General features: G+C 70.3%; 10 protein-coding genes. 2 read left to right on the top strand and 8 right to left on the bottom strand.

Annotated elements, in window-relative coordinates; all coding sequences use genetic code 11:
• Window positions 1–50: 50 nt before the first annotated feature.
• From OHA98_RS10645 to OHA98_RS10625, 5 genes are all read right to left on the bottom strand, one after another.
• Entirely contained in the window at window positions 51–761 is a 711-nt protein-coding gene (locus tag OHA98_RS10645) for a ribonuclease HII (protein ID WP_266924604.1), read from the bottom strand.
• Between the two features lie 271 nt (window positions 762–1,032).
• Complete coding sequence (locus OHA98_RS10640; RefSeq protein WP_266924602.1) at window positions 1,033–2,724, bottom strand: DUF4153 domain-containing protein; 1,692 nt, start codon at window positions 2,722–2,724, stop codon at window positions 1,033–1,035.
• 545 nt (window positions 2,725–3,269) lie between these two features.
• Window positions 3,270–4,193, bottom strand: a complete 924-nt coding sequence (locus OHA98_RS10635) for an ADP-ribosylglycohydrolase family protein (RefSeq protein WP_266924600.1) — start codon at window positions 4,191–4,193, stop codon at window positions 3,270–3,272.
• A gap of 12 nt (window positions 4,194–4,205) precedes the next feature.
• Window positions 4,206–4,865 carry a histidine phosphatase family protein gene (locus OHA98_RS10630; protein ID WP_266924598.1) on the bottom strand — a complete coding sequence of 220 codons (660 nt, stop codon included), beginning with the start codon at window positions 4,863–4,865 and terminating at the stop codon, window positions 4,206–4,208.
• The gene (locus OHA98_RS10625) at window positions 4,825–6,501 is read right to left on the bottom strand and encodes an ABC-F family ATP-binding cassette domain-containing protein (RefSeq protein WP_266924597.1); all 1,677 of its coding nucleotides are present in this window, start codon (window positions 6,499–6,501) and stop codon (window positions 4,825–4,827) included. The genes OHA98_RS10630 and OHA98_RS10625 overlap by 41 nt, the downstream gene beginning before the upstream one ends.
• Before the next feature lie 88 nt (window positions 6,502–6,589).
• On the opposite strand from OHA98_RS10625, the gene OHA98_RS10620 reads away from it, so the two are divergent.
• Window positions 6,590–7,282 carry a TetR/AcrR family transcriptional regulator gene (locus OHA98_RS10620; RefSeq protein ID WP_266924595.1) on the top strand — a complete coding sequence of 231 codons (693 nt, stop codon included), beginning with the start codon at window positions 6,590–6,592 and terminating at the stop codon, window positions 7,280–7,282.
• 57 nt (window positions 7,283–7,339) lie between these two features.
• Here the strand turns inward: OHA98_RS10620 and OHA98_RS10615 are convergent, their stop codons facing one another.
• Complete coding sequence (locus OHA98_RS10615; protein WP_266924593.1) at window positions 7,340–7,945, bottom strand: YdbC family protein; 606 nt, start codon at window positions 7,943–7,945, stop codon at window positions 7,340–7,342.
• 234 nt (window positions 7,946–8,179) lie between these two features.
• Between OHA98_RS10615 and OHA98_RS10610 the strand changes: the two genes are divergently transcribed.
• Window positions 8,180–8,716 carry a TerD family protein gene (locus OHA98_RS10610; RefSeq protein ID WP_266924591.1) on the top strand — a complete coding sequence of 179 codons (537 nt, stop codon included), beginning with the start codon at window positions 8,180–8,182 and terminating at the stop codon, window positions 8,714–8,716.
• Between the two features lie 232 nt (window positions 8,717–8,948).
• Here OHA98_RS10610 and OHA98_RS10605 read toward each other — a convergent pair whose 3' ends face one another.
• Both OHA98_RS10605 and nrdR read right to left on the bottom strand, forming a co-directional pair.
• Window positions 8,949–11,846, bottom strand: coding sequence for a vitamin B12-dependent ribonucleotide reductase (locus OHA98_RS10605; RefSeq protein ID WP_266924590.1), 2,898 nt, complete (start codon window positions 11,844–11,846; stop codon window positions 8,949–8,951).
• 165 nt (window positions 11,847–12,011) lie between these two features.
• Window positions 12,012–12,524, bottom strand: a complete 513-nt coding sequence (gene nrdR, locus OHA98_RS10600) for a transcriptional regulator NrdR (protein ID WP_266924588.1) — start codon at window positions 12,522–12,524, stop codon at window positions 12,012–12,014.
• Between the last annotated feature and the right edge of the window lie 264 nt (window positions 12,525–12,788).

Here is a 12,788-nt window from a genome sequence, read left to right as displayed (position 1 = left end):
TCGGTGAAACGCCGACACGGTCGGCATCGGAGGTGGGCGCGTGTGCGCGTTCAGAAGTCGAAGCCGAGCTGGCCCCCGCTTTCCAGTTCGGCCGCCTCGGCGGAAAAACGGACCTTCTTCAGGTGCTGCCACCTGGGCAACGCGTCCAGGTACGCCCAGGAGAGGCGATGCTGGGGCGTCGGCCCCCGCTCCTCCAGTGCGGCCCTGTGTACGGGAGAGGGATACCCCGCGTTGGCGCCGAAGGCGAAGTCTGTGTACTCCTCGGATTCCGCGCCCAGTTCGGCCATCATCCGGTCGCGGTGGACCTTGGCGATGACCGAGGCCGCCGCGACCGCGATACAGGACTGGTCGCCCTTGATCACGGTACGGACCTTCCAGGGCTGCCCCAGGTAGTCGTGCTTGCCGTCGAGGATGACGGCGTCGGGACGCACCGGCAGGCCTTCGAGAGCCCGCACCGCGGCGAGCCTGAGGGCGGCGGTCATGCCGAGTTCGTCGATCTCCTGCGGCGACGCGTGACCGAGTCCGTAGGCCGTGACCCACTTCTTGAGCAGCGGGGCCAGTTCGGCGCGGCGTCTGGGGGTGATCAGCTTGGAGTCGGTGAGCCCTTCGGGCGGCTTCCGCAGGCCGGTGACCGCCGCGCAAACGGTGACGGGGCCGGCCCACGCTCCGCGTCCGACCTCGTCGACACCGGCGACGGTTCTGGCACCGGTGGTAGCGCGGAGCGAGCGCTCGACGGTGTGCGTGGGTGGTTCGTACGGCATGGCGCCAGCCAGCGTACGCCGACAGCAACGGCAACAACACCCCGGGGCGCCCGGCATACCGCGGATCCGCCCGCGGCCTCCCCCCGAGCAGCGCGAACCGGCCACGGCCGAGGGCCCCGGAAGGCGTGCGGGCGGGCCCCCGAAGCGGCCCGGGACCGCTCGGATCCGGCCCGGTCGTGACCGGGCCGGTCAGGGTCCGGCCCCGGGGCGCCCGGTTCGCCCGGCCCCGCCCGCCCGGTCGCACCTGGCCCCGCCCGACCGGTCCAGTGGATCAGTACGGGTCGTAGGGGTCGTAGAGGTCGTCCTCGGTGTAGCCGTCACGCTCGCTGCCGCTGCCCGGTGCGTAACAGCCCCGGCCCTCGACGGTTGCTCTCCGGTTCTTCAGGATGTCCTTGGCCCGCGCCTCGCCCCAGCTGGTGGCGTACCAGGGTGAGTCCGTGGAGTCCAAGGTCCGCTGGATGTCCTGGAGCGCGCAGGAACGCAGCGGTTCCGGCAGCGTGTTGAGGGCCGGTACGGCGTCGGCCGAGAGGCCCTTGAGATAGGCGATGTCGATCGGCTTGTCCTGGCGGAAGCGCTGGACGTTCTGCTCCGCGATCACCCCGTCCGGTGAGAGCAGCCCGAAGGCGAGCACCCCGGCCGCGGCGCTGACCGCGACGGCCCTCGGCAGGAATCTGGCGCCGAACACACCCGCCGCCAGAATCAGCACGAGCACCACGCCGAGCCAGAGTTCCACGGCGGCGACGGATATCCGGAGCCGGGTGAGGCCGAACTCGTCGACGTACAGGTCCATGCGGCGCAGCGCAGAGGCCACGACGACGAGCGTGAGCACACACAGGGTGCCGAGCACGGCCCGTACGAGGGTGCGGTCCCGGTTGCCGCCGCGCGGGGCCCAGCGCAGCGCCAGGGCGATCACCAGGAGGGTGAGCAGTGTGGCCCAGAGGAGCTGCCAGAAGCCCTGCCGGGCGTACTCGGCGCGGGTCAGCCCGGTCTCCTCCAGCACCTTGCCGTAGCCACCGAACAGAACGGCCAGCTGGAGGGCGATGAAGGCCGCGAACAGCAGATTGAGCACGATGAGCGGAAGCGCCCACTCCGCGCTGCCGCGGGGCTTGCCGGGGCGCACGGTGATCCCGTCCCAGCGCATCGGGGCGGCCGCGGTGTACGCGGCGGCCAGGGCGCCCGCGAGACCGATCAGGAACAGGAAGAACCGCCACGGTCCGTCCTCGGCGGACACATCGGGGGCGAGGTTGCTCAGGAGGTCGGCGAACGCGGCGTCGGCGCCGGCGAAGAGAGCCCCGAACACGATCAGCAGCACGGCGGCCACCGCCGTGGTGCGTACCGCTGTGCCCCAGTGGCCGCTCGACCCCGCGGTACGGTCGCGCAGTCCGCGCCAACCCCACAGGGCCCCGGGAACGATCGAGTCGGCCATACCCAGCGAACCGGCCAGCACACCCGGCCAGCTCCGGCTGCCGTGGAGGGCGAGCGAGCCCAGCGCGAAGGCCGACACGATCGCGAAGAAGGCCGGCCAGCCCGCGTCCCGGAGAGCCGGAACGGTGAGGAGGGCGAGTCCGCCGGCCGCCCAGGTCAGCGTCCATGGACGGGGTCGGCGCCCTGCCGCCCGCGCGGCGAAGAACGCGGCCAGCGCCGCGGGCACCGCGACGATCAGGAGGTTCACCCCGAGACCGTCGCCCAGCAGCGCCGCGCTGAGCAGCGCCGTGGCCAGAACCGCCCAGAGTGTGGCGGTCCGGACGGCGGCCGGCGGGGCCGGACGGAGCCGGGACAGCGACGAGGGCGTCGGCGTGCCGTGCGACCACGGGTTGCCCTCGTGCCGGCCGGTTCCCCGTCCGGGCCGTTCGTGCTGCGCCCGCGCACGGGCGGCGGGCTCCCCGGGCGGGGCGGGCGCCCCGTACGGATGGCTGGGCGCCTCGGACGACTGGCTGGGCGCCTCGGACGGTTGATCTGACATGGGACCCCTCCCCCACCGGGGTTCACTCGCGCGGCGACTGGGCTGCGCGGCTGCCCCGGCGTCTCATTCGGCGCACGCCCGTCAAGATCGACAAGGGGCGGCGTGGCCGAAAGAGTAGCTGCGGACCGGTGTCCTGCGGCATCCCGCGTGATGCTGTGGCAGGACCGTGACAGTCGGCGCGGTGAGGCGGGTCGCGGGGCGAGGGGGTGTTCGGCTCAGAGCCTGTCGGGTGGCCTTCGATCGGCGAGTGGACGCGGCATGGTGCGTGCGATTCCAAGGCGCCGGGATGGCCTCGTAGCGGAGCTACCAGGGCATTTCGGCACGCCGGAAGCGTGCGTGCCAGGGCGTGGCCGCCCGATCAGAGGTCACCCGACAGGCTCTCAGGGCTGGCCCGCGATCCCCGGCGGATCAGCGCGCGGCCCCGGATGCGGTGCGCCGCGCGGCGGAGGGGACGTCCGCGTACGGAGATGTACGCGGATGTTCCGACAACGCCGCGAGCTGCCGTGGCTGTCGTCGCGCGCCCGCCGGGGACTGCGGAACGGCCTTTAGCCGCCGGACCGGGAGTCGTGTGCCGGGCCGAGCCAGCGCGGGAACTCCTCCGTCTGCGCGAGCCAGGCGGCCGGGGGTGTTCCCACGCTGCCCGCGGCGACGACTCCGCCCACGATGGCGCACGTCGTATCGACGTCACCGCCGGCCTGGGCCGTCTCCCAGAACGCCTGCTCGAAGTCGCCGAGACTCCGCGCCGCCGACCAGAGCGCGAACGGCACGGTGTCGTGCGCGCTGGTGCGGCGTCCGTTGCCCAGGACGGCGGCGACCGTCCCGGAATCGCGGTAGTCGAGCATGTCGCGCGCCCGGCGCAGGCCCGCGCCGACAGCGCTGCGGGGGACGAGGGCGATCACCCCGTCCAGCAGGCCCTCCGGCGTGGGCGGGCCGCCGGGGGCGGCGGCCAGTGAGGCGGCCGCGGCCACGGCCATCGCTCCCACCACGGCCTCGCGGTGCTGGTGCGTGGTGTACGAGGAGATCTCGGCCTGGTGAGTGGCCTGTTCCGGATCGCCCGCGTACCAGGCCCCGAGGGGCGCGATCCGCATCGCCGATCCGTTGCCCCAGGACCCCTGGCCCTGGAACAGCGCGGACGCCAGCTCACGCCAGTCGCCGCCTTCCCGGACCAGCCTGAGCATCCGGTTCACGGCGGGGCCGTAGCCCCGGTCGAAATCGTGCTGCACGGCGAAGGAGCGCGCGAGGGCGTCCTGGTCGATACGGCCGTGCTCCACCAGGACGGCCAGCACCGAGCAGGCCATTTCGGTGTCGTCGGTCCACTGCCACGGGCCCGGCGGCAGGGCTCGTTGTTTCAGCAGCGGATAGTTGGCGGGTACGAAGAACTGGGAGCCCAGGGCGTCTCCCACGGACAGCCCACGCAGGCTGGCCAGGGCGCGTTCGAAGCGCCGGTCGGAAGCAGAGTCAGCGGTCATCGCCCTGCCACTCTATCCGGTGATGCCGTACGGCTCAGGGGTGCGCCAGCGTATGAATGGCCGGTCGAGGGTGTAGCGGCCGTCCGCGCCGAGCTGGAGGGTGCGTGTCTCGCCGTTCCCCGGGTTGGACAGTGACTCGAACTCCGCCACCGACCAGTGGAACCAGCGCATGCAGAACAGCCTCATGGTCAGCCCGTGGGTGACCAGCAGGACGTTCTCCGGGTGGTCCGGGTCCTCGAAGCTCCGGTACAGGCTCTCCAGGAAGGCCCCGACCCGGTCGTACACATCGGCTCCGGACTCGCCCTGCGCGAACCGGTAGAAGAAGTGCCCGTAGGCGTCCCGGTAGGCCTTCTGCAGCCGCACGTCGTCCCGGTCCTGCCAGTTGCCCCAGTCCTGTTCGCGCAGCCGCGGCTCCTCCCGGACCCGCACCCGGCCGAGGTCCAGGCCGAGCGACCGGAAGGTCTCGTGCGTACGCCGGTAGGGAGACACATAGACGCTCACCCGCTCGCCCTCGAACAGGTCACGCAGCCGGACCCCCGTCTCCCTGGCCTGCCGCAGCCCCGTGGCGGTGAGCCTCAGCGCGTGGTCGGGCTCCCGCTCGTACACCGTGTCATCGGCATTGCCCTCGGACTCACCGTGCCGGACGAGGACAATGCGCTGCGGTCGTGCCATGGACCGACCCTAGATCGAGTCCGGCGCGATCGAGCAGTTGTCCGGACTCCATCCGGCGTATGTGACCAACGAAACGGCGGCGCAGCAGTCGGTCGTGGGAGACCACCACCAGCGCCCCGGCCCAGTGCTCCAGTGCGGTCTCCAGGTCCTGCACCAGCCCGAGGGCGAGGTGGTTGGCAGGTTCGTCGAGGAGCAGCAGGTCAGCGGGGCGGGCGAGCAGCCTGGCGAGAGCCAGTCGCCGGCGCTGGCCGGCCGAGAGCGAGCCGACCCGCACATGGAGGTCGCGGCGTCGGAACAGGCCGTACGACAGGAGCAGTTCGGCCTGTTCGTCCGGGGCTGCCGGCAGCCCTCTGCCGAACGCCTCGAGCACCTGCTCCGCGGGGCGTCGCACCGGAATCTCCTGCGCGAGATACCCGATGCCGCCCCGGCGGACGACGGAGCCCCTGTCCGGAACCAGGACACCGGCCATGACCCGCAGCAGAGTCGACTTGCCCGAGCCGTTCGCGCCGTGGATCAGCAGCTTCTCCCCGGCCGACAGGGTGAACTCGTCGACGGCGAGCCGATCGCCGACACGGACGCCCCGCAGGGACAGCAGTTCCCCCGCCGCCTCACCGGCCGCGGGGCGGGCGGCGAAGCGCAACGGCTCCGGCGGTCTGGCCACGGGCTCGTCCTGGAGCCGTCGCAGCCTCTCCTGAGCCTGGCGGATCCGCCCGGACACCGATGCCTGAACCCGCCCGGCCGCACGGTCGTACGCCATCTTGTTGCTGTCCTTGATCGCCCGGCCGGCCGCGACACCATGTGCGGTGGTGCGCGTGTACTCATCGAGCCGGGCACTCTCGTCGCACCAGCGCGCGTATGCCTGTTCCCAGCGCCGACGGGCGGCTTCCCGCTCCTCACGGAAGCCGGCGTAACCGCCGCCGTACCGCACGACCGATCTGCGGTCGGCGTCGACCTCCAGGATCGCGGTGGCGACCCGCTCCAGGAAGATCCGGTCGTGCGAGACCGCGACGACGGTGCCGGGGTGGGCGAGCAGCTCCGACTCCAGCCACTCCAGGGCCGCCTCGTCCAGGTGGTTGGTGGGCTCGTCCAGCAGCAGCACTTCCGGGGCCGCGGCGATCAGACAGGCGATGCCGAGCCGCGCCTGCTCGCCGCCGGAGAGACTGCCCAGGGTCCGTTCACGGCCGACGTGGCCCAGCCCGACTCCCTGTATCGCTTTGTCGACGCGGGCATCCGCCTCGTAACCGCCGCGCAGTTCATAGGCGGTGAGAAGGTCCCCGTACGCCGAGAGGGCTTCGCCGCTCGCCGTCGCGAGACCGGCCTCGGCCTCGCGCAGCCGCCGCTCCATCGTGCGCAGTTCCGCCAGGGCCACGTCGACCGCGTCCCCGACCGTGCGCGTGGGCGGCAGCCGCGGGACCTGGTCCAGAATTCCGGCGCCGCGCCCGGACATCGTGACCACCTCCCCCGCATCGGGCTGTTCAAGACCCGCGAGCAGACGCAGCAGCGTGCTCTTCCCCGCGCCGTTCTCCCCCACGACGCCGACGCGTTCACCGGGGCGGACGGAGAGCGAGACACCTTCCAGCAGCACCCGGTCACCGCGCGACACGGTGACGTCGCGCAGCGAGATCTGAGTGGACACGGGCGCCTCCAGGCCGGGTAAATGCAATCGATGTCGCGTTAGTGAGAGTGTGGCACACTGAAGCCCACTAACGCAACGGGAGTAGCAATTGAGTGAGGAAGAGGTCGCCCCGGCGGCCGGCGCGCACCCGGCACCCGGCACCCGGCGCCCCGGCGGACGCACCGCACGCACCCGGGCCTCCGTCCGCGACGCCGTCCTCACAGGGCTGGCCGAACAAGGCTTCCCGGGACTCTCCATCGAGTACGTCGCCGAGCACTCGGGCGTGCACAAGACGACCCTGTACCGACGCTGGGGCAGCGTCGAAGGGCTGATCGTCGACGCTCTCGAACTCGCGGGCGAGGACGGCTGGACGCCGCCCGACACGGGCAGCCTGCGGGGGGATCTGTGCGCGCTTCTGCGCGAGACGGCCGACTCTTTCGGCGACCGCGCCGAGGCTGCCGCGCCGACCGCGTTCATCGCCGCCGCGTTCCAGTCACCGCGGGCCGCACAGGCGCTGCACACCTTCTACGGCGAGCGGTTCTCGCGCTGCGAGGCCCTGGTGTCGCGGGCAGCCGAACGCGGCGAGATCCCCCGCGGCACCGACGCCGGCGCGCTGGTGCGGGCGGCGTCCGCGCCACTGTTCCTGCGCCTGTTCATCACGCGCGAACCCGTCGACGCGGACATCGCGGACCAGGCGGCGGACGCCGCGCTCGCCGCGGCGCGGGCCGGGGTCTTCACGGCGGCGACGCGACCGGAGCACACCCCGGACCGCGCCCCGGGGCACATCCCGGACCGCTCCTGACCGGTCAACCGTCCCGAGTGACAAGGCCGTTGGAGCGCCCGCCGGGGCGCGGGCCGGTCACACCGTCCAGGACGGTTCGAGCATCACCACGTCGCCGGCCAGCTCCGCGACATCCTGCTCGGTCTGCGCACGCGCCGACAGCCGTTCGGCGCCCTCCGCCCGGTACTTGCCGCGCTCGGCGCCGGAATTCCACATCGACAGCACCAGGAACTCGTGTCCCGGCGCTTCCCCGAACACCCCGCGCAGCATCCCCGGCGACCCCGCCATCGCCGGATTCCACACCTGCTCCTGCATGAGCGCGAAGTGCTCGACCCGGTCCTCGTGCACCCGGCTGTGCGCCACCCTGACGACGTCCGCGTCCGCGAAGTGGGGTTCGAAACCGGTCTTCACATCGAACCGGTACTCAAAGAGCTTGACCTGCATGTCCCGGTGCGTTCCCGACTGTGCGGCAGCGATCCGGTCGTGGCCGCGGGCCATGAAGGAGTCGTAGAAGACACGGTTCTCCCAGAACGCGAACACATGGGCGACTTCGGGGTGCACTCGGCTCCACCCGCCGCTCTGTCCCCTGAACCCCGGCTCACCGAGCAGCCCCGCCCACTTTCGCTGTCCCCGCTCGAAGCCATGACGGTCGACCACGGTGCAGCGAATCCACTTGACCAGCACCGCGCCATCGTACGGCGCCGAACGTGGCACAGGTCACCAGCTCGACGATGCCTGCCCGGAATCAGCGCATCCCGGATCCCTCGCGTATCCACCGGTTCACAGGTGTGTCGCCGCCGAGGTACAGGTAGCCCGAATCCGTCGCCCGGTGTCAGGACAGTTGGTTCCATGGAGAGTTACGTACATGATCGGTTGATGAGAGCGGACCGTCGGTGCGGCGGCCAGGAGGGAAGCCCTGTGAGTACTCCCAACAAGGACATCGAGAAGGTCGAAGTACGGCTGAAATGGGACCCCAGCGAGAGCGGCGATCCGGCCAATGACCTCGACATCATCGCCGCCACGTACACGGTGGACGAGCCCTACGGCAGCCCCTCGTACCTGGTGCACTTCGACAGCCGCTCGCCGGACGGCACCATCGCGCTGAACCGGGACAGCAGGACCGGCCAGGGCCTCGGCTTCGACGAGGTCATGACCATCGAGCTGGACCGGCTGGCGCCGACGTACGGGCGGGTGGTGGTCGGGGTCGCCATCCAGCAGCGCAACGGCCACAAGACGTTCGGCGGGATACAGCGCACCGGGGTGCAGATCCGCGAGGGCTACACCACGCTCGCGGAGGACGACTTCTCCGGGGTCTCCACGGCCACCGCCGCGGTCGTCGCCGAGTTCACCCGGGACAGTTCGGGAGTATGGGGGTTCCGCTCGGCCGTGCGTGGCTTCGAGGGGGATCCCGACTCGTTCGCCATGACGATGGGGAGCCGGACCCCGGGAACCTGATCCGGCGGCGGGAACCCTGATCCGATCACGGGAGGTCGTCGTCGAGGAGCTCAAGGAGCGGACGGGGACCTCGCGCTCGGCGGTGCCGAACGCGCCGCTTCCGTCGAGCGGCTCGTCGGGACCAGGACGTTCGGCGATGGAGTCGTGCTCCTTCGCCATGAGCGCCTGATCCGAACACCACGGAGGGGACCGCCCTGCGGGCCGGTCCCCTCCGTGAGCCGTCTACCGGCTGTCAGCTGCAACCACTGGTCGAGCCGCAGCCCTCGCAGATGTAGCAGGAGCCGGCACGCTGCATCTTCGTACCGCAGGAGAAGCAGAGCGGTGCGTCGGCGCTGATGCCGAGCTGCATCTCGACCAGTTCCGCCGAGGTGTGGGCCGTCTTCGGGGCGGGCTTCTCAGGGGTCTCCGCCGGAGCCGCCACCGCCTTCAGGGGCTCCACGTGCAGCGGAGCGGACTGGGCCAGACCCTCGACGTCCAGATCCCCGTCCTCCAGGGACGGCTCGTACGATCCGGTGTCGAGGTGGCGCTGACGCTCCTCGGCCGAGTGGATGCCGAGCGCCGAACGCGTCTCGAAGGGCAGGAAGTCGAGCGCCAGACGGCGGAAGATGTAGTCGACGATCGACTGGGCCATCCGCACGTCCGGGTCGTCCGTCATACCGGCCGGCTCGAAGCGCATGTTCGTGAACTTCGAAACGTAGGTCTCCAGCGGAACGCCGTACTGCAGACCCACCGAGACGGCGATGGAGAAGGCGTCCATCATGCCCGCGAGGGTCGAGCCCTGCTTGGACATCTTGAGGAACACCTCACCGAGACCGTCGTCCGGGTACGAATTCGCGGTCATGTAACCCTCGGCGCCGCCCACCGTGAAGGAGGTGGTGATCCCCGGGCGCCCCTTGGGCAGACGCTTGCGGACCGGACGGTACTCGACGACCTTCTCCACCGCGGTGCGGATGGTGTCCTCGGCCTTGGCGGTGACCGCCGCCTTCTCCTTCTCCTTGGTCTTCGCGGAGAGGGGCTGGCCGACCTTGCAGTTGTCGCGGTAGATCGCGAGCGCCTTGACGCCCATCTTCCACGCCTCGAAGTAGACCTCTTCGACGTCCTCGACGGTGGCCGTCTCCGGCAGGTTCACGGTCTTGGAGAGCGCGCCGGAGATCCACGGCTGGATGGCCGCCATCATCCGGACGTGTCCCATGGCGGAGATGGAACGCTCGCCCATCGCGCAGTCGAAGACCTCGTAGTGGTCGGTCTTCAGTCCGGGGGCGTCGATCACGTTGCCGTTGTCGGCGATGTGGGCGACGATCGCCTCGATCTGCTCCGGCTGGTAGCCGAGACGGCGCAGTGCCTGCGGCACGGTGCCGTTGACGATCTGCATCGAACCGCCGCCGACCAGCTTCTTGAACTTGACCAGGGCGAGGTCGGGCTCCAGGCCCGTGGTGTCGCAGGACATCGCGAGACCGATGGTGCCGGTGGGCGCGATGACCGAGGCCTGCGCGTTACGGAAACCATTCTTCGCGCCGAGGCGGATCACGTCCTGCCAGGCCTCCGTGGCGGCGGCCCAGATCGGCGAGTCGAGGTCGTCCACGTGGACGGCCCTGGCATTGGCGTCGGAGTGCTGCTTCATGACGCGCTGGTGCGGCTCGGCGTTGCGGGCGTAGCCGTCGTACGCGCCGACGACCGCGGCGAGCTCGGCGGAGCGCCGGTAGGAGGTGCCGGTCATCAGCGAGGTGATGGCGCCGGCGAGCGCACGGCCGCCGTCGCTGTCGTACGCGTGGCCGGTCGCCATCAGCAGGGCGCCGAGGTTGGCGTAGCCGATGCCGAGCTGCCGGTAGGCGCGGGTGTTCTCGCCGATCTTCTGGGTCGGGAAGTCCGCGAAGCAGATCGAGATGTCCATCGCGGTGATGACCAGCTCGACGACCTTGGCGAAGCGCTCGGACTCGAAGGACTGGTGGCCCTCGCCGTCGTCCTTGAGGAACTTCATCAGGTTCAGCGAAGCCAGGTTGCACGAGGTGTTGTCCAGGTGCATGTACTCGCTGCACGGGTTCGAGCCGTTGATCCGGCCGGACTCCGGGCAGGTGTGCCACTGGTTGATCGTGTCGTCGTACTGAATGCCGGGGTCGGCGCAGGCCCAGGCGGCCTCGGCCATCTTGCGGAAGAGGGACTTCGCCTCGACCTCTTCGATGACGTCGCCGGTCATCCGGGCACGCAGCCCGAACTTGCCGCCGGACTCGACGGCCTTCATGAACTCGTCGTTCACCCGGACCGAGTTGTTGGCGTTCTGGTACTGGACGGACGTGATGTCGTCGCCGCCCAGGTCCATGTCGAAGCCCGCGTCGCGCAGGGCGCGGATCTTCTCCTCCTCCTTCACCTTGGTCTCGATGAAGTTCTCGATGTCGGGGTGGTCGACGTCGAGGATGACCATCTTGGCCGCGCGGCGCGTGGCGCCACCGGACTTGATGGTTCCGGCGGACGCGTCGGCGCCCCGCATGAAGGAGACCGGACCGGAGGCGTTGCCGCCGGAGGAGAGCAGTTCCTTGGAGGAACGGATCCGGGAGAGGTTCAGGCCGGCGCCGGAGCCGCCCTTGAAGATCATGCCCTCTTCCTTGTACCAGTCGAGGATCGACTCCATGGAGTCGTCGACGGCCAGGATGAAGCAGGCGGAGACCTGCTGCGGCTGGGGTGTGCCGACGTTGAACCAGACCGGCGAGTTGAAGCTGAAGATCTGGTGCAGGAGGGCGTACGCCAGCTCGTGCTCGAAGATCTCGGCGTCCGCCGGAGAGGCGAAGTAGCTGTAGTCCTCGCCGGCCTTCCGGTACGTCTTCACGATCCGGTCGATCAGCTGTCGCAGACCGGTCTCGCGCTGCGGAGTGCCGACAGCCCCACGGAAGTACTTGCTGGTGACGATGTTGACCGCGTTCACCGACCAGAAGTCGGGGAACTCGACGCCACGCTGCTCGAAGTTGATCGAGCCGTCGCGCCAGTTGGTCATGACGACGTCACGATGCTCCCACGCCACCTCGTCGTACGGATGCACGCCGGGGGTGGTGTGGATGCGCTCGATACGCAGACCCTTGCTCGACTTGGTGCCCTTGGTGCGGGAACCTCGTGCCGGGCCGCTCGCCGTCTCTGTCATGCCGCCTCCCATATGTGGGCAAAAACGCCCTGAAGTGCCCAGTTCTTCCCGGGACACAGTGTGTGTCTGATGTTCCGGCCACCGCGTACGGCGCTCCGGGAACAGGTCTTGTACTGCCCGGTCTCCGCCGGCAGGCCTCTGCCGGGCGGGACGGGCACGTGCCGCTCAGTCGGCGGCGATGGCGGGTGCCGGGACCTCGACGGTCTCCCGGCTCCCGCAGTCCTCCACGAGGGGCCGCCGCTCGCGCAGTTCCACGATGGCGGCCTCGAAGTCTTCGAGTGAGTCGAACGCCCGGTACACGGACGCGAAGCGCAGGTAGGCGACGAGGTCGAGTTCCCGCAGGGGGCCGAGTATGGCCAGACCCACGTCATGGGTGGTCAGCTCGGCGCTGCCGGTGGCACGCACCGCCTCCTCGACCCGCTGACCGAGCTTGGCGAGGGCGTCCTCCGTGACGGGCCGCCCCTGGCATGCCTTGCGGACGCCCGAGATGACCTTGGTGCGACTGAAGGGCTCGGTCACGCCACTGCGCTTGACCACCATCAGCGAGCACGTCTCCACCGTGGTGAAACGGCGGGAGCAGTCCGGGCACTGACGGCGACGGCGGATCGACGTGCCGTCGTCGGTGGTGCGACTGTCGACGACCCGGCTGTCGGGGTGCCTGCAGAAGGGGCAGTGCATGGCTCCCAACCCTCCTTCACAGCACGACTGAATAGCCTCGTCAGGTCCGGTACGGACCCGTTGAAGCAGGTTCAAGCATAGGCGATGGCCATCATCCCGATGACCCGGGGACCACAACTTCTGGGCGCCCGGAGCAATCCAACCACTAGATCTAGGGTTTGGCCGCGTTTTCGCCCCCATCGCGTGTCGCACGGCGGGAGCGGAACGGGGGCGGGCGGGCCAGCCATGAGGGTACGGGAAACGCACGGCCGCCGAGATCCCGGG

Source organism: Streptomyces sp. NBC_00654 (genome assembly GCF_026341775.1).
GTDB lineage: Bacteria > Actinomycetota > Actinomycetes > Streptomycetales > Streptomycetaceae > Streptomyces.
This window is presented reverse-complemented; position numbering and strand designations above follow the sequence as displayed.